The sequence below is a fragment of the Halodesulfovibrio sp. MK-HDV genome, assembly GCF_009914765.1.
GTDB lineage: Bacteria > Desulfobacterota > Desulfovibrionia > Desulfovibrionales > Desulfovibrionaceae > Halodesulfovibrio.
In genome coordinates this window covers 77,738-95,146 of record NZ_WYDS01000011.1, presented here as the reverse complement: position 1 = coordinate 95,146, position 17,409 = coordinate 77,738, and the positions used below count along the sequence as shown (strand labels likewise).

The 17,409-nt window shown below is 46.6% G+C and carries 12 protein-coding genes; 1 reads left to right on the top strand and 11 read right to left on the bottom strand.

The window, feature by feature from the left end; genetic code table 11:
* Positions 1-119 precede the first annotated feature (119 nt).
* Positions 120-596, top strand: a complete 477-nt coding sequence (locus MKHDV_RS10255; RefSeq protein ID WP_160714940.1) for a glycine zipper 2TM domain-containing protein — start codon at positions 120-122, stop codon at positions 594-596.
* A gap of 79 nt (positions 597-675) precedes the next feature.
* On the opposite strand, the gene MKHDV_RS10250 is transcribed toward MKHDV_RS10255, so the two are convergent.
* From MKHDV_RS10250 to MKHDV_RS10200, 11 genes are all read right to left on the bottom strand, one after another.
* Positions 676-2,799 (bottom strand): methyl-accepting chemotaxis protein, encoded by a 2,124-nt coding sequence (locus MKHDV_RS10250; protein WP_160714938.1) that lies wholly within the window; start codon positions 2,797-2,799, stop codon positions 676-678.
* 323 nt (positions 2,800-3,122) lie between these two features.
* Positions 3,123-4,157: a GTP 3',8-cyclase MoaA gene (gene moaA / locus MKHDV_RS10245; protein WP_160714936.1), complete on the bottom strand. Its 1,035-nt coding sequence runs from the start codon at positions 4,155-4,157 to the stop codon at positions 3,123-3,125.
* Positions 4,154-4,768, bottom strand: coding sequence for a molybdenum cofactor guanylyltransferase (locus tag MKHDV_RS10240; RefSeq protein ID WP_160714934.1), 615 nt, complete (start codon positions 4,766-4,768; stop codon positions 4,154-4,156). The genes moaA and MKHDV_RS10240 overlap by 4 nt, the downstream gene beginning before the upstream one ends.
* Complete coding sequence (locus MKHDV_RS10235) at positions 4,768-5,487, bottom strand: formate dehydrogenase accessory sulfurtransferase FdhD (protein WP_160714932.1); 720 nt, start codon at positions 5,485-5,487, stop codon at positions 4,768-4,770. The genes MKHDV_RS10240 and MKHDV_RS10235 overlap by 1 nt, the downstream gene beginning before the upstream one ends.
* Entirely contained in the window at positions 5,487-6,368 is an 882-nt protein-coding gene (locus tag MKHDV_RS10230) for a formate dehydrogenase accessory protein FdhE (RefSeq protein ID WP_160714930.1), read from the bottom strand. The genes MKHDV_RS10235 and MKHDV_RS10230 overlap by 1 nt, the downstream gene beginning before the upstream one ends.
* A 515-nt stretch (positions 6,369-6,883) precedes the next feature.
* The gene (locus MKHDV_RS10225) at positions 6,884-8,839 is read right to left on the bottom strand and encodes a peptide transporter (RefSeq protein WP_160714928.1); all 1,956 of its coding nucleotides are present in this window, start codon (positions 8,837-8,839) and stop codon (positions 6,884-6,886) included.
* Positions 8,840-8,842: 3 nt separating this feature from the next.
* Complete coding sequence (locus MKHDV_RS10220) at positions 8,843-10,819, bottom strand: DUF6785 family protein (protein ID WP_160714926.1); 1,977 nt, start codon at positions 10,817-10,819, stop codon at positions 8,843-8,845.
* Positions 10,816-15,219 (bottom strand): FtsX-like permease family protein, encoded by a 4,404-nt coding sequence (locus tag MKHDV_RS10215; protein WP_160714924.1) that lies wholly within the window; start codon positions 15,217-15,219, stop codon positions 10,816-10,818. Before MKHDV_RS10215 ends, MKHDV_RS10220 begins: the two co-directional genes overlap by 4 nt.
* Positions 15,216-15,791, bottom strand: coding sequence for a hypothetical protein (locus MKHDV_RS10210; protein WP_160714922.1), 576 nt, complete (start codon positions 15,789-15,791; stop codon positions 15,216-15,218). The genes MKHDV_RS10215 and MKHDV_RS10210 overlap by 4 nt, the downstream gene beginning before the upstream one ends.
* Complete coding sequence (locus MKHDV_RS10205) at positions 15,791-16,531, bottom strand: ABC transporter ATP-binding protein (protein WP_160714920.1); 741 nt, start codon at positions 16,529-16,531, stop codon at positions 15,791-15,793. The genes MKHDV_RS10210 and MKHDV_RS10205 overlap by 1 nt, the downstream gene beginning before the upstream one ends.
* On the bottom strand, positions 16,513-17,409 hold the full coding sequence (locus tag MKHDV_RS10200; RefSeq protein WP_160714918.1) for a class I SAM-dependent methyltransferase: 897 nt from the start codon (positions 17,407-17,409) through the stop codon (positions 16,513-16,515). Before MKHDV_RS10200 ends, MKHDV_RS10205 begins: the two co-directional genes overlap by 19 nt.

The window sequence follows — 17,409 nt, the reverse complement described above, 5'->3', positions numbered from 1 at the left end:
AGGCCGCGTGATTGGCTTTTAAGCCCCGAATTGTGGGGATATTGCTAAAAAAATCGTGTTCAGTCTGGTAGCTTTTTTGTTATTTTTTTACAAGGTACCTAACTATCAGGAGGTGAGACATGACACGGTCAACAACAAAACGGTATCAAATACTACTGGTATTGATCGCGCTTGCTGTTCTAGCAGGTTGTACAAATAGACATAGTCCTAATGTTTACTCCGGTAATCAGACAATGCAGGCTGATAATATCAGCTACGGAACAATTACACGTATGAATGCGGTGACTATTAAGGATGATAATACAGGTGTAGGCCTGGTCGGCGGCGGTGTTGCCGGTGGCGTTCTTGGTAGTCAGATTGGTGGTGGTTCCGGTGCCGTTGTAGGTGCTGTCGGTGGTGCAATTGTAGGTGCTGTAGCCGGTGCAGTTGCGGAAGAAGAATTTCAAAAAACCGACGGTGTACAGATTACTGTAAGATTAGATGCCGGAAGGTCTGTATCAATTGTACAGGCAGCTGAAGGGTCAAACTATAGCGTAGGTCAGCGTGTTCGGGTGGTGACTTCACCAAACGGACGCACAAGAGTACTTCCGTACTAGTTGTAGAGATTGGATATAAAAAAAGCGACCCTCGGGTCGCTCTTTTTATATCCATCATTTTTGTATCGGGGCAAAAATTTTAGACGGTTAGCAATTTATTCATAGTTACTTTCAATGAATCAGAAACTGAATTCAAATCGTGTACGGCAGATTCAGCATCATTCATTTTAGAAGTAGTCATTGAGGAAATACGACTGATTTCTTCAATTGCCTGAGTGATCTCTTCACTTGCAGAAGATTGTTGCTCTGCTGCCGTTGCAATGGCACGTACCTGATCGGTGGCAGGGGTGATTTTGGCTACAATCCGTTCGAAAGCTTCACCAGACTGGGTAACCAATGTTGTTGCATTTTCTACTGCATTGGCTGTGTTGGTCATGGCATTAATATTCTGCTGAGTTCCAGCTTGAATATTTTGAATGGCGGTTCCAACGCGTCCGGTTGCTTCCATTGTATTTTCAGCCAACTTACGTACTTCATCCGCTACAACCGCGAATCCACGTCCAGCATCGCCAGCACGTGCGGCTTCGATAGCTGCATTCAGTGCGAGCAAGTTTGTCTGATCTGCAATGTCACTAATCACATTAAGAATTTCACCAATGGATTCAACTTGCGAACCGAGCTGGCTCATTTCTTTTGTAAGATGTGCTGAAAGCTTGGATACATTTTGAATCGTGGAAACGGATTCTCCCACAACAGCAAGTCCGGACTCTGCTTCATGGAAAACAACATCCACGCTGGAAGCAGCTTCTGAAGCGTTTCGGGCAACTTCTAAAATCGTGCTGTTCATTTCTTCCATTGCAGTGGCGGTTTCGCTGTTACGTGCATCCTGCTGGTTAACACCTTCTGAAGTGCTTTGGATCTGCACGCTCAAGTCTGATGATGCCGAGGTAAGATTCAGCACAAGCAAATCAAGTTCTTTTGCAGCTTCCTGTCCCTGACTGTACGCCTGTAACGCGCTTTCTTCAGCAGACTTCGCTTGTGTTGTGGCTCTTTCTGCTTCTTTAGAACGGGCGCGTGCTTCTTTCATATTCCGCTCAATTTCATGGATGTTTTCCTGAAGTGTTTCTGCCATAGAGTTTACGGCGTGTTGCATGGTGGCAATTTCGTCTTGTCCCTTTGGATGACAACGGGCGGAAAGATTGCCTTGTGCAATTTCAGTGATAACATCAGAGCTTTGAATAATAGGGCGGGAGATAAAACCGGCAAGATAGAAGGTGGCACCTAGTGCACCGAGAATGCATAGCAGGCCAAGTAGGATCATCTTCAGGGTTAGATCATTAGCGCTGGAAAGTGCAACGTCTTTAGCTACCGACAGGGTGGCAACCCATTTCATTTTTGTATTGCCGAGTTGAACCGGCACGAGAACACGGAGAAGGTCATCGTTTTCTATCTGAACAACTTCATCTTGCTGTGCGCGCTGGAATAAGGATCGACCATTCGGGATAATTCTATCGATTGATGTTCCTAATGCGTCAGGCTTGCCTGTATGGGCCTGAACCTTACCGTTTGAAGCTACAAGCGTTAAATTACAGTTTCCGTTGTATGCGGTCAGCGTGTCTACAATGTTATTGAGAAAATCGGTCGAAAGATCGACACCGACAACTCCAATGGCTTTTCCGTTCACTATAATCGGAACAGAGAGGCTTGAAACACTGTAGGAAGTACCAGATGAGGTTGTATAACTTGTGACTTCAGTTGCGTACTCTTCACGCGTATCGCGACTGTACGTGTACCATGAGTCATTAAGCGGCGGGCAAGGTGCTAAACTTAATCTCCCTCCGGAGCGGCTCCAGTATGGAGCAAATTGACCGTTACTCATGCTGAATGTCTTCTCGTTCAAATAAGCAGAGTCTTCACCGAAGGCATCCGGCTCAAATGCCAGCCAAACTCCGAATAGATCGGGATTTCCGAGAGCAACATTCTTTAACACTTGAACAAGCTGTTCTCGACTTTTTGATGTGTTCGCGTTGAGTATTCCTTCAATGGTTTGCGAAAGGGTTCGGGCAATAGTAAAGCCCTTGTCAAAATTTTTCTCGATCGACAATTTGTGCTCTCGTACCACTTCTTCTGATAAAAGATGTGCAGAATCAATAGCTTCTTCACGAATAGAGCTGATTGAAATGACGAGGAGAAGTCCAATGAATACAATGAAGCAAGCAGAAATTTGTACGAGTAATTTTAGCTTTAGCGATTTGAAGTTCATATATAACTCCGAGGCGTGTTGGGTTATGAATGTGAATATACAAAGAGATAAAAGTTGTGGATGCACAGCTGTTACCTTGTTCGCACTTCATCCAAATCGGGATATAAGGGTATTACTTTAGCTTATCAATGCGGCATTACACATAAAAACAGTGTTCATGTGATGTAAAGTTCCACATTTACAATATGTTGCATGTGTAAAAATAAGTTTTTACTATTTTTCCAATAAAAAAGAGTGGATGCATAGTTGCATCCACTCTTTTGATTCTCAGATATGGTCGGGGCACATAACAGCATGCATTTGCTGTTATGCTTTAGGTAAAACTAGCCGCCAATGGCGTTCATGCGTTTTAACGCAACTTCATTTTGTTTTTTTGCCTTAAGCAATTCAACACCAAGTGGCTTACCAACATTAGCTTCACGCATTACGTTGGCTATGTCTGCATCGGTAATCGAAGTATTACGCAACATAGTGCGTAAATCGATCTCACTGTCAGAGAAAAGACAGGTGCGCAGCATTCCGTTAGCAGTTATTCGCAGTCTGTTACAAGAAGAGCAGAAGTGGTTGGACATTGGCGTAATAAAACCAAGTCGCCCTTTACCGCCTTCTATGCCGAACAGCTTGGCAGGGCCGGAGCGTCGTTCGCCTTTTTCAAGTTTTGTAAGGACAGCAAGCTTGCTAGCTTCTTCAAAAATGTCATCAGCAGACCAGAAGTTACTTTCGTTCCATGTGCTACAGCTTCCCATAGGCATGAATTCGATAAAACGCACGTCTACCGGATTGTTCTTAGCGAAGTTGACAAAGACAGGCAGCTCATCATTGTTAACGCCTTTAAGCGCAACAGTGTTGATTTTTACCTTAAGTCCGCTTGCTAAACATTCATCAATGGAACGTGTCACGCTTCGGAGCATGTCACGGCCTGTAATACTTTGGAACTTTTTGCGTTCAAAGGTATCCAGAGAAATATTTATGTGACGGACACCAAGGTCAGCTAATGCTTTCGCCTTGCCGTTCATAAGAGTTGCGTTTGTGGTAAGACGCAGATCAAGATCGGGATGTTTTTTAAGCAGCATCTCGATAAGATCAAGGCAATTGCGTCGGGCAAATGGCTCGCCTCCGGTCAGGCGGACTTTGCTGACTCCCATTTCGACGGAAAGGTCGACGAGTCTGGCAATCTCTTCGTAGGTAATAATGTTATCGTGAGGGATGAACTGCATGCCGTCGGCAGACCAACAGTACATACAGCGCAGGTTGCAGCGGTCAGTGATCGATACGCGCAGATAATTGACAGTACGCCCGTGATTATCGGTAAGAGCTAAGGACGCCTTTGTCTCTGCACTTAATGTGGTATGTGTCATATTGCAGCTATGATCCGGCGGGCCATTTCAAGGTCTGCGGGATAGTTTACGTTAAAGAACGGTAGTGACTCCTGCTGGACATATGGCAAACAGTGTTGCTGTTCTGTTGGAACAACGCGACTCAATTTATACATCCCGTCATCAACTGCACGTTCAAAAAGGGGCAGCGCCTCGAGTTCATAGATAGAAACAAGAGCTTCGATGAAGCCTGTTTCTGCCTGTAAAAAGGTTGTGTGCAACGTTCCTTCAGGCTTCTGTTTCCAAAAGTCGATAAGCTGTTGCAGCATTTCGGGGTTCATAAACGGTAGATCGCATGAAAGTACAAGCACAGGACCCTGCGCAGCGCGCAAGGCGGTCATTACACCGCCTATAGGCCCTTTGCCTTCAATTTCATCTTTAACCCAGAGATACCCGTCCGCGTGCGGCCTGACATCCCTACTGGAAATCCAGACCTCTGAGCACACTGATTCAAGCAGCTTGCATGTGTACACAAGCAAATCAGGTTCGGAATCTCCATGCGCATGAATGCGAGTCTTATCATGACCCATGCGGGAGCTTAATCCACCAGCAAGAACGATTCCGGTGAGATTATCAGAACCGTCTTTATGCATTAGGTAAGGACCCTCGGAGTCTGTAAATCGTGAAAAACGGTAAAGCGTTTTTCTTGATCTCGAGCAAAGCCTACCAGTGTAACACCGTGTTCTTCTGCCATTGCGATAGAAGCACTTGTTACAGCGGAACGGCTGATAATAAACTTGTATCCGGCACGGATGGCCTTGGCGCACAGACTAGCTGTTACTCGGGCAGAGACCATGAGTACGAGACCGGACAACGGTGTTTCTGTACGGCTTGCCCATCCGGCAAGGCGGTCAACGCAGTTGTGACGTCCGATATCCTCTGTGCGGTGGAGCATGGTGTGTGTACTGGCATTGTACACACCGGCACGGTGGAAACAACCAGTGCCATGCCATTGGCCCTCTTCTGCAATAAAGGTAGCCATTGCTCCGAGCATTTCTGAACCGTGAAGTTTACCCGGCTCAAGGTCGTTTTCAATGGCATCACCAGTGGTCACGGTAAATTCGCCTTCACTGACCTTTTCAACCGTAGTTTTGACACTACCGCCACCAAGGTCGAGTAGAGCATGACCTGCTACCAAATCTTCAAGGTGCTCCGGCCATGCCCATAGCATGTGCTGTTCACCGTTGAAGTTCAGTTTGATGGGTACTTCAATACTTACGACGTCAGGATGCACAGCCCACTGGCCGTCTTTATACTGCGTAACCGTAATTGGTTTTGGTTCGCAGCTACAACGAGTTTCATTTTTTGGCATTAGAACCCCCATGCTGAGAGTGTAGGGCGAGCGTATCCTTGTTTACGTGCTAGAATGTCAAGAGTGAGAGATTCAAGATCATCAAGGACTGGGATGCTCACCCGGTCAAATTCGCGGAAATCGCTAACTTTGATATAACAGGTGCATGTTTTACATACATGTACTTCGTACCCCGGTTCGCCGTCAGCTTTAAAGTATTCAAGCTTATCGTGGCCTTCTTCACCACAAAAAGCACACTGTAAGCGTTTTGCACGGTACTCAAGACGACAGAAGGAGCAGGTGAGGTGTTTAAGACCTTCTTTTTCTTTCAAAGTAGCGATGAGCGGCTGGGAACCACAGTGCGGACAGTGTCCATGAGGCCAAGGTTCTTCGTCGCTTCTGTGCTCTTTTAAAAGATCTGTCTGTACTTGTAATGACGGGGTCAGGCTGCCTTGAGCCAGAAAACGTACGAGGCTCGGTGATTCTGGAATACGGGCAGCCCAGTCAGCGTAGAACATATTGTCATCTGCAATAAATGCATCACATGCTTCCTGAATGCTTAATTCTTGTTTTTCAATGGCTTCACGGATTTTAACAGCAGAAGATGCCAGCGGTTCCTCAGCTTTATCCAGCATTGCCAGTAATTTTCCAAAGAGAATAGCAGTTTCTTTAGGATCATACGTAAACGTAGCTCTGTTTACAAGCGGTGCACCTTGAATGTGCATGTCCTGTGTAACTTGAGGACGCAGCGGCTGCACAGAAACATTAACACGGCTTGCAAGTTGAAGCACAGCTGTGTTGCTTACGATTTGCAAAAGAGCTTGAGGGAGAAAACCTTTTCCAGCGATATGTTTAAGTTTACGTTCAAGTCTTTTTGTTTCTAATTCCAAATCGAATTCCATGCTATCTCCTCAGGAAGATTTATATCTGAACATTCAGGAAGGTCGTACTGTATCGTGACTACGAGTGAGAACAACGCTTTTATTTCCTGCTCATAGTATTACACAATGTGAATTTTTGTACGAAAAATAGCACGACACTGTATAACTAAAAAGAACCAGAAATAACCAGAATGAACATTGTTTGTTTAAAGCAAAAGCACATCGCACGTTATGTATTGAAATGATGAACGAATACGTAACTGAGGGTCGACATGGTTGCAGTGCTTGTATTTACAGGATGAATGCCATTCTGTGAAGGAAGCACTATGCACCGGATGTGGACAAAAGAGGCGAGGTGGTGGTTAGTAGATAATACTATTATAGTAAGTTTTGATTATGCTCTGTCAATAACAGAGCGTTAGACAAAATAAACCGGAAAATCGTGTGTCGATTTTCCGGTTTTTTGTTTTTTATGGTGTCAGATTAGCAAGTTGTGATTCTAGAATGTGCGGGGAGGTTACAAATGAAATCTCCCCTTAGTACGCAAGTTGGCTTAGGGACTTCAGAATCAATGTGCAACCCATGGCAAGCATGCCGGTGAGCCCCATGCCGCAGGAGAATCCAGCAAGTAGAACTGGTGCGTAGTGCCTCCATTTTTTTCCGTATTTTTTTAGGAAGAAATAGCGTCCTAGCAACGCGCCGACTACTTCTAGAATAATGCCGTGCGGGGTAGATTGCCCAAGTCCGCGCACAACTCCATAAATAAGCATTATGGGGAGCCCGAATACGGATAGGAACGCGTACAAAATGATCCCGAGTCCGACACCGGAGCCAACATAGGCGTAGCTGAGAGCCTGATAGAATAGCGAGTTACCTTCAAGCGTTGATGATTGCAGGAGAAGAGAGTTCAGTGCCTGCAAATGCCAAATCTTTTGGGCATATGGATAACTTGCCGAAGGTATCGGTGCCAGTCTCCAGAGGAACTGGGAGAAGATGAGCGAGGCAATAATAACAATTGGGAACACTACAAACTCAGCTTTAATAATGCCGCGCAAGTTTGTACCGGTAAGCTCGATTTCACGGAACTGAACGGTTGCTTCACCATAGTTATGCAAAGGAATCGGGGCGTACCAAATTTCTATCCCGTTGTAGCCAAAATATTTAGCTCCAGCGATGAAGCTTGCCTCACGTACAAACGGCAGGGAAACAAACTGTCCGACAATACCTTCCATACGGGCGCTGATGTATGATGCAATCGGTGTATAGATGAAGCCGTAAATGAGAAAGAAAATCCAAGGGAAACTTGGAACAAGCCAGTGGCAAATGAGTATGTAGGTCATGGTTGAGAAGAAATAGATGCCGATTGAAAGCCAGAAGTTAATATCACCACGTCCAGGAGGTGGCTTGAAGAGTTTTGAAAAGTCCAGTTTTCCGCTTTTTGAGCTGAAAGAACGGATAACCTGCCAGATACCGATAATCGCAATGGCAAGACCAAGGCCGATACCGAAAGACATGTAGAAGTCGAAGTTGTTAGCGAAGACCGTTTCAACAGTTTCCATTCCCGGTTTCCAACGATGAAGAATTCCAGCATCGAAGAGGAAAGGGTTTGCGGCAATGGTTACAAGCAGACCTACAAGCCCACCGATGACTGCCCAGAACGGAAGAACCATACCAACAAAAACGAGCGTCAGGTCAAACTGGAAGCCGGTAGCAACCGCAGGAAGAATCGACTCTGTATGTCGTGTCAGCTCAATCCACGGTATCGGGATCAGCCGTATGGGTTCTTCAAAAAGTAAGCCGGAAAGCGCCGGAAGTAGTATATAGAAAAAGCCGAAGAGAAGTCCGATTACCCCGCCTATGGAGAACACTCTCCATTTCCAGCCGGATTTACGGTCTTCAGTAGATTCTGCTAAAGCCATGGTACCTAATGCACCAACCGGTGCCATTGGGAACGGCAGTTTTTCCACATCAGATGTAAGACGGAAGAGAGCGTAGCCCAGACCAAAATGGTCAATACGCTGAACAAGCTGCGCGCCCGCTAGAAGCAAAATTGGAATGAGCCAATCCTGATGGAAAAATGTTCTGTCCGCCAGTGCTTCTGAGCCGGGTTGTGGCGCAATCCACGTTGGAATAAATTCTGTAAGTCCCAGCATCTTGGCCGCGTCCGACTGGACAAGATACTGGCTCCATAAAAGACCGGAAAATGGCGATGCAAGCGCAGCACCTGCCATGTAAAACAGGAGAAAAACTTCTTGCTGTTTTAATTCGGTATATGAGCGCTTGGCTACTTCTGCAAAGAGAATAATGGTTACCCAACGTGCAGCAGGGCCGATTCCTTGCCCGATAACGAGCTGCAAGTACATGCTGCCCGGCATCATCAGGAAGCCGATGAAGACAGCACCGATTATGGTTTTCCAGTCAAAGCCTTCTTCAAATTGAGTAGGCGGCTGAAGTAGATCACGATATTCTTGTAATTCTTTATCTTGATACATGACCTATCCCCCAAGTACCGGAAATACTGGATACACAATTCCAGAGAAGAGACTCACGATAGCCCATACGCCGCCCATAAGCATGTCACCGATAACAAGCCCCACAAATACCATCTGAATCTTTCGATAGAGAGCTGTGCCCCCGTAATGCAGTACCAAATAATTGCAGAGCCACCCGAGGAAGAAGCAAACCCACAGGATGCGCATGCTTTTGCTGTACGCTGCGATAAAACCTAATGGATGAAGCGGCCACCAAGGGAACTTGTAGAAGCAAAATACAAGTACGCCCATGAATATGGCACCAATGATAGCGAAAGATGTGGTCCACGAGTTGGCGCTCAGTGGTGCATCAATTAATCTGCCTGCATTTTCATAGATGGATAATATGGACTGTGATTGAACTTCGAGTTGAAGATCACGCAGTCCTGTTTTGTATCCAAGAATGAGCATGGAGCAGAATGCGGTGCAGACGCACAGGGCGAGAAGAATTGTCAGCGCAAGGAAGAAGCGCCGTTTACTTTTTGTGTTTTCGGAAATCTTGTTGCCGTGCACAAGGTTCGGCATGAGGGATTCTTGAACATCAAGGAACATCATTTTTTGCATCACAGCCGTAAGGGCAATACCAGCTACGCCAAGGAAGCGGGTTCCAAGTATACCGGTAACACCGTCGGAAGGTGCAGCAGTAAGCATAAACTGTGGCAGCCCGCCTTGAGTGATGACGCGGGAAATAACCAGTAAGATTACAAAGAAGATGACAGGCATTACCACGGAACCACCAATGGACATACCGAACCATCGGCACCAAACCATCATGGCTGCGATACCGGCAACTGCGCCCCATAAAGACCATGCTGCAGGTATAATTTCGCCTTGATGAACATCTGTATTTCGTAAGCCTGATTTAAAAACATTAACGAGGTGCTCACGTGCGAGCCAGAGAATAAACAAAAAGAAAATCAGGGTAGAGCCCATGACCATAGCTTCTGCCGGGCGCGCAAGGTTTGGTCCGAAGTTAATGCCCATGGCAGATTGAGGAACATTGAATCCCAGTACATACAGGATACCCATAAAAAGAGCACCGAAGATATAGAAGAACCAGAAACTGAACGCGATTTGCCGTGTGGCGAGGAAGGCAAAGCCGATGTATGCCGGAACAAGGAACAGTTGCAGCTTGTTGAAACCGGAAAAGAGCCCATATTTCGGGAAATATTGTCCGGCAAGTACGATCATTGGCAGTTGAGGAATGGACGGATAATGGTAGCTCAGCCCATTAATCATGTGAATAAATACTGGAATACCAATGCCCCAGAGCAGGAATTTATTGGTCAGAAATTCCCGCATTGTACCGGAGTCCAAAGCATCGCTCAAAAACTGCGGCACGCGCAGGAGAGGAAAGTTGACGCGTTCGTTTTCTACCCATTGTCTGCCGAACAGGTTAACGAGGCAAAGCATGGTGAGGTACGCCATCATGATGAATAGTCCCCACAATGTAAGAACACCTGTCCACGCTACCCAAGGGATCTGTTGAACAACTTGCAGGAGGCTCATGTTCCGTCCGCCGATGAATCCTTCGTACAACGGTTTCACCACGGAAGGGTCGTTCATATACCATGAGTCTGGAAGGTAAGGAGTGAGTGTTTTTACCCAGCCGTATCCACCAGTCTGGTAATAAACCGGTGCAGTAATATTAAGGAAGAATGATTCTGCCAGTCCGGAATATCCGATACCTATACCGATGACCATAAAGAGCCATGTGACAAGTTGCTCAGTACCATTCAGTATAGGTTTTGTGTTTGTTGATGTGGCAATAATTGCTGTGCCAATAAATAAAAAGAATGAGATGAAAAACGGTGCAAGTGGAAAATGTCCACCACCAAGCGGTGTACCGCCAAGCCATGCGGTATTGAATGGCCCTGCTGCGCACATGAGTATGCCGAGAAGAATGGCAAAGGCTAGAGCGGGGAGTCGTAATGTATTCATGCGCTGTCTCCTTTGGTCTCCATCGCTGTATGCGGAATCTCTTTTCCTGTTTCAGCAAAGGCAGTTTTAAAGTCATCTTCATAGCTTTTGCGTGAGCCTTTTTCGATAGAACGCCATACAAGAAGTTGTTTCCGCAGACCATGCAGGAATGGCTTATTCAGATTTTGCCAGACGCGTTTTTCTCCTGCTTCGCGGGTCAGGATTACATGAATTTCTTTGAAACCGTGATGCGATTCAGAAGGACACATGATAAGCTGCACATTTTGGCGTACACCAAAGTCAAACGGGGCAAGCCACGTTTTAAAATCGAAAGTAAGACATGCGTCACCTGCGGCATCCTGCTGTACTGCGTCTGGTATGAGTCCTTTTTCAACAAGATCATCGGGCGGCAGGAAAGAGCATGTGATGTCTTCAGTTGAGAAGTCCCCATGCGATATGTCCGCGTGTCCATGGTAGTACTCGTACAGGAAGCCTCCGGCGAAGGCCTGTTCAGAGCTTCTTACAAGGAATGGCAATTCGATGCGCATAACATCGCCTTCCGGTTTTGGCAGTTTCCATGCTCGTGTGACATCCGGAATGGCAATTTCTGACGCAATTCTGGAAGGGTAGATGGAGGATATGAGCACAACAATTATGATGAGCAACATAGCCATAACACCGGCAGTGGAGGAATAGTTAGCAGTCATGCCAGCCCACAGCTCCGTGCCGGACATAAAGCCGGACACCGTTTGCGCTATGAGATAACCGAACACTGCGCTGATGACCGCAAAGGCTAGAGATTCTGCGACAAAGAGGAAAGCCACGTGGGACGGTGCCAGTCCGACAGATGTGTAAACGCCGATTTCACCGCGGCGTTCATACACTGAACCGATCATAGTGTTCAGAACAATCAGTACAGCAATGCCAATAGGAATCAGGATAGTGGAAAGACCACTGTAGCTGATAAAATTAGAGGCATAGTACAGATATGTACCAGAAGTGGTGCCGCTGAATATAAGCATACCGAAGCGGTAGCCGAGATTTAGCAGACCATGGTTTACATCGTCCGGTTTATCTTTCCCTGTTTTAATGGCGACAGCTTTAAGTGAGCCGCCTTCGGATAAAAGTGTTCGTGCAGGAATAATAACGGTGCGTGCGCCACTTATATGTTCGTACCGGCTTTCGTAACGTAAGAGGTCTTCCCCTCGATTGAGTGCTTCAGCCTCAGTATCACTTAGGTCGGAAGCGGCAATGTTAGGGTAAATGATCGGCGTGATTGGCTCGCCATCAAGATCTTTACTTTCGGCCAGTGCTTTGTTCTTTATGATGCCACGTACGGTGTAAGGTATCCCCCAAAAGAGAACTTCAGGAGCAATTGCACCGATGTAGGTTATGCCAAGCTGGGTCGCAATTTCTTCAGGAAGAATAATGGCGTGCTGATCACTTTCCTCAAACCATGACCCGGAGATAAGATGCTTACTTATCGTACTCATCTCTGTTTCAGAAGGAGCAAGCCCGATGAGTGCACGTGCTACTGATTCCTTGCCGTTATATTCCACAGGCAGGAACGGGGCGCGTGTTTTGTCTTGGATTTCAAGCCATACACGCGGGGATAATATTCCCTCAGCTCCAAACAAATCTGTGGTGATTTGCAGTGTTTCTACCGGCATATCACGCCAGTTCGGGTTCTTTAGCAGTAATCCGTAATATGGAGCAGAGTTGCTGAACTCTACCCATCCGGCAGTACGGATGCTTTTGGTAGAGGTAAAGTTCATAATGGTAAATGTCAGAATGGTAAGCGTTGCAATAGTTAACGCAGTACGCAACGGTCTGCGGCGTAAGTTACTCACTCCGATAGCCATCGCAGCAGTAAAGGTCGCACTTTTATTCGCTTCAGAAACTCGTATATTGTGCGATTGCTCCTGAAAATTCTTAATCTCTCGCTCAAAGCGGAGGAATATGATCATCGACACAAGGAACGAAAGCCCAATGATGAAAAATGCTAGAATTACAATGAGCGGGCTGTATGTAAGTTGGAATGCAGGGTGTACAAAATAGACCACAAGGATTGTGGCTGTGAGCAGTCCGAGGAATGCAAGAATTCGTTTATAGATGGAAGCATACCCGAAGAGCAGTCGTTCAAGGCAGTAGGCAAACGGTACAAACAGCGCAATGTAGAAGAGCACGCCGGAGAGAACGTCTCGCTGGGTTCCTTCAATATCGTTGTACACAAGCGAAGCTGTCGCAAGTGATGCGCGGGATGTGTTAAGCAAACCGACCCAGTCTTTTTGCGTATAGTATTCATCTGCCTGCTTTAAAAGCAGTTGTGCCTGGCTGTAGAGACTGGATATACGCTCGTTGTGAATACCTTTGCTTTCCAGATTTGCAATGCGTGGAATGAGCAGCGTCCACATGTCTTTTGCTGCATGGTATTCAGTAAACGGAATAACAGGCCACTCGCTGATGAGGTATCCCTTACCCAGCGGATCTTCTGGAGTGTTATTTAACAGAAGAACTTTTTTACCGAGAACGGTGTCCGAAAGTGTGAGCTTGAAGGGTACTTCCGGTTCAAGGAAGAATGTCCCCAGTGTTGAACTGCGTGTATCCAGACGAGAATACCAGAAACGTAACGGGCTGGTTTCAGTCCGCGCATCAATAATCTCTGTTCGGTACAGATACGCAAGTGTTCGAGCATCAAGCAGGTTAAATAGCGTAGTTTGCGCACAGTCAAACATGGTGAGCTGTGTCCCCATGTTATTGCGGCGCATTTTTACACGATAGTTGCTTTTGCCGGTAGTCGGTTTATCCACTGCCCATACGGCAAGGCCGGTCTCAGGATTTATTTTATAGGCTTCAATGACAGCTTTGTGCACAGTGAACTGGGATGTTGCAAGTCCCGGAAGATCAAAGCTGCCATCTGTATTAACCATGGAGTAAAAACGGGTAGGTCCTTGATAGGCAAGAACAAGCGTACCCACCGCAGGTTTATCTGGAAACGGTTCACCCTGACGCTGTAAGTTTACGCTTCCGCCCAGTGTGGCAGAGCCGTTTCTGCCTCGATCAATAACAGGCAGGGGGTTGTTTGCTATTGTTGTAATGAGTGACGTAATAAATTCATTTTGAATCAGTGCGTATTCTTGATCTGTGGCTTCCAGAACATCGTACGGAGTTCCCCACAACGGACGGAAATCGTGCAGAGACGCAAGACTGATCATCGGGAAACCGGCAATAGCTAAAACTTCGCTACTGAACTTCGGATTGTCTGGAAGATAACTTTGCCATGGCGTTGTCGGAGTCGGGTGTAGTGAATCCTGCCATAGTTCGTCATAGTTCGGTAATTTTTTGGCATGTTCCGTTACCATTTCCGATAATGGTCCGAAGAACGATGTGCGATTAATGCTCGCTTTTAATTCATATAAGTAGCCTCGGGTAAATCCCCCAACACCAGAACTGTGGGTAGAAAGATAGAGCCCGAAACCTGCTTGTAATGTGCGTTCGCCAATTGCTTCTTTTAAAAGCCGTTTGCTTTCTGCACTGCGTAAACGAATGACGAGGTCGGCGAACCGTTCCTGCTGTTCTGCAGTGGCAAGCGACAATAGACTGCGTAATATTGTAAGTTCTTCTGGTGGAATAGGGCGCGTTGCTTGCTGTTTGGAGCTTAACCAGAGGAGATTACGAAGCTCCAGCCGTTTTGCTGCGAGTTCTTTAATACGGCTGTTGTCTTCCTCTGAGCCGGTTGCGGCAAGGCGCAGTTGTGAAACTTCCCGTGTGTACATGTCTGCTTGTGTTTTGGATACGGAGTCGAGTGCAAGCCGGAGCAACTCACATTCTCTTGGAGAATAAGTGGATAGTGATTGCGGCGTATCCAGCAGATTTGGATTGTTGAGAATTGCAATGGTGTCTCGTGTGTCAGAAGCTTTTTGTGCAAGACCTGTGGATAGTTTTTTTATGTTGCCCAGTGATTGTGCTAATAGCGACGCAAAAGAGCGCATTCCGGCATTACTCTGGGAGTGTCCGGATGTGGCAAGCAACAGAACAGATTCTTTAGGCGGATTGTCGCCAAGACGTTCAGCAATGGACAGGAGCGTGGCGATGGAAGTTGATTCATCTGCTCCCGGGGCGTGTTCTGGAACGAAAGCGCCTGTGTCGTAGAATGCCTCAACGAGCATATAGTCTTTATCAGCGTCTTCCCCTGTTCCGGGAATAAAAGCCCATACGTTTTCACCTTCTGCCTGAACCCATTGGACATTGGCAGAGACAGTCACTTTGATTTCTTGATTTTGCGCCATGGTTTGATCATAGAGCGCGTCGAGATCGCCAAAAAGTTCTACCGCTTTTTGATGTGAAATCCAGAAGCGGGGAAAGTCGATAGGTGTGAGCTCAAATTTGTCATTAAAAAGAGCTTTTGTTGGTGGTGTCATATGCCCGTCATCAACGTAGATAAGGCTGATGCGCCAAGTTGTGCAGCGTTGACCCAGTTCTTCCCTGATGCCAGATTCATTATGACAATGGCACCTTGTACGTCCTTGCCATTGAACTCAACAAGGTCACCGTTCTTAACGTAAATAATGTGGCCTGTTATACCTTCCTTTGTCGTGGTTGGCGGAGTGACAGCATTCAGGCGCAAAGGCGGAAGCATTACTGGTTGCTGGTTTATGATACCAGCTCGTTTAAGAGTGCCAATTTTGAAATGTGTAACAGGGAGAAGAAAGGATTGAATGCCAGTTTTGACAGACTTGTGATTCGAAAAATCTGCTTTAAAATGGTCATGGATAAAGCGTGCAGCCTCTTTTACTCCTTGCGATCCTGTGAATCTGTCATGGAGTAAAGAAAGAGCGTAGGTTGTCTTTCTAAACTGTTTGGCACTGTCTGAACTTTTTTTAGCAAAGCTGTCTTGAACGGTGAAGCAGAACACAAAACAAGATGCAAAAAGCATAGCTATGCATAACGAGGATAAGACCTTGCGAGCCGGTATGGCGAAGATGGAGTTCATTAGCGCTCCTTCTCTCCGATTGTTCCAAGAGAAACATTCAGTTCGTCGCGGTGTTCTATTCTATCAACACGTCCGTCTTTGACCCATACAACTCGGTCAGAAACATTGATCATTTTGTAATCGTGTGTAGCGGTAATGATGGTTACCCCGCGTTCTCTGCACAGAGTTCGCAGCAGTTCGATGACTTCTTCACCGGTGCGCTGGTCGAGGTTGCCTGTAGGTTCATCCGCAAGAATAATGGCAGGATCATTCGCGAAGGAACGTGCAATGGCGACACGCTGCTGCTGGCCACCGGATAATTCCAGAGGCTTGTGCTGATGGCGTGAACCAAGTCCTACAAGGTCAAGCAGTTCTAGTCCCTTCTCTGTTGCGGCATCACTATGCACGCCTGCAAAGGTCATAGGCAGGGTGACATTTTCCAACGCGGTCAAAGTCGGAATAATATTGAATGTCTGGAATATGTATCCGATTTTGCGGTTACGCAGCCATGCCAGTTCATAGGCATCCAACTGCGAAATATCCACTTCATCGATAAAGACTTTTCCTTCGGTCGGTTTATCCAGCCCGCCGATCATATTGAACAACGTCGTCTTACCGCTACCGGAAGAGCCCATGATGGAAAGGTACTCACCAGCGTAGATTTCCAGATTGACACCACGCAGTGCATGCACGTGTTGTTTACCCATCTTAAAGGTCTTTTTAACGCCTTCAACTCGGACAATTATCTGCTTTTGTTCCATCGAGCCTCTCCCTGGCTGTGCGCTGCTGCCGGTGCTTCCAGCTTGTGGGCGCGGATGGTTACTTCAAAAAATTTATCCGGAGTTATGGCAAACTCCTGATACGTTGCTGACAGTTTTTTTCGTGTGTAGATGGCGCAAAGAGTGTTGGATACATGATACAGGTTCCGGTGCTCTTCCGGTGGCAGTCCGTCCATAATACCTGCCAGAACAGCCCAACGAACTTTTTCCGGTGAGTCGGCGTAGTCATGCCATACAATCATCGAGTCATCGTCTTTCAGCAGAGGGAAAATATTTTGAGTGTCACTGGTGACTGCTGCTGCGTGGTGATCACCGTCGACAAAAATAAGATCAAATTTTTCTGTAAGGGTTGAAAAATCGAATGAAAGTGTATCGCAGTTAATACATGTAATATTGGGATACTGCTCAGGTGTAATAAAAAATCCATCCTGCCGGATCATGGAATTGCTGAATCCTGCTTGTGACTGTTGCGCTGGGGAAAGGCTCAGGGAATAGCAAGTGTTGGTATGCGGTGCCACATTGGTAATAGATTCACCGCGCCATCTGCCTATTTCCAGATAGTCACAGTCGTCATATGATCGGGCCAGTCCTTTTAGCAGGGCAATGTCCATAGGCGTTGCTGCGGCTTCCAGCATGGCATACGGCGTAATTGTTTCTTCAAATTCCGGTATAAGCTCAAGCAGATCCACCTGTGGCAGACCGAGTCCCAGTCCGTATGATTTCGTAACGTATTGCTGCCACCATTGCGTGTCATGCCTATCGCGATAAATAGATTTCAGCGCTTTATGCGGCTTGCGCAACAGGTACCATAAAGCAGTGAGCATACGGTTGCGTTTGGACTGTGAGAGCGTGCGTGTCAT

What these genes read in the sequence shown, in the direction of transcription:
- MKHDV_RS10255 (WP_160714940.1), top strand. Translation starts at nt 120, where the DNA reads ATGACACGGTCAACAACAAAACGGTATCAAATACTACTGGTATTGATC.
- MKHDV_RS10250 (WP_160714938.1), bottom strand. Translation starts at nt 2,799, where the DNA reads ATGAACTTCAAATCGCTAAAGCTAAAATTACTCGTACAAATTTCTGCT.
- moaA (WP_160714936.1), bottom strand. Translation starts at nt 4,157, where the DNA reads ATGACACATACCACATTAAGTGCAGAGACAAAGGCGTCCTTAGCTCTT.
- MKHDV_RS10240 (WP_160714934.1), bottom strand. Translation starts at nt 4,768, where the DNA reads ATGCATAAAGACGGTTCTGATAATCTCACCGGAATCGTTCTTGCTGGT.
- MKHDV_RS10235 (WP_160714932.1), bottom strand. Translation starts at nt 5,487, where the DNA reads ATGCCAAAAAATGAAACTCGTTGTAGCTGCGAACCAAAACCAATTACG.
- MKHDV_RS10230 (WP_160714930.1), bottom strand. Translation starts at nt 6,368, where the DNA reads ATGGAATTCGATTTGGAATTAGAAACAAAAAGACTTGAACGTAAACTT.
- MKHDV_RS10225 (WP_160714928.1), bottom strand. Translation starts at nt 8,839, where the DNA reads ATGTATCAAGATAAAGAATTACAAGAATATCGTGATCTACTTCAGCCG.
- MKHDV_RS10220 (WP_160714926.1), bottom strand. Translation starts at nt 10,819, where the DNA reads ATGAATACATTACGACTCCCCGCTCTAGCCTTTGCCATTCTTCTCGGC.
- MKHDV_RS10215 (WP_160714924.1), bottom strand. Translation starts at nt 15,219, where the DNA reads ATGACACCACCAACAAAAGCTCTTTTTAATGACAAATTTGAGCTCACA.
- MKHDV_RS10210 (WP_160714922.1), bottom strand. Translation starts at nt 15,791, where the DNA reads ATGAACTCCATCTTCGCCATACCGGCTCGCAAGGTCTTATCCTCGTTA.
- MKHDV_RS10205 (WP_160714920.1), bottom strand. Translation starts at nt 16,531, where the DNA reads ATGGAACAAAAGCAGATAATTGTCCGAGTTGAAGGCGTTAAAAAGACC.
- MKHDV_RS10200 (WP_160714918.1), bottom strand. Translation starts at nt 17,409, where the DNA reads ATGACACGCACGCTCTCACAGTCCAAACGCAACCGTATGCTCACTGCT.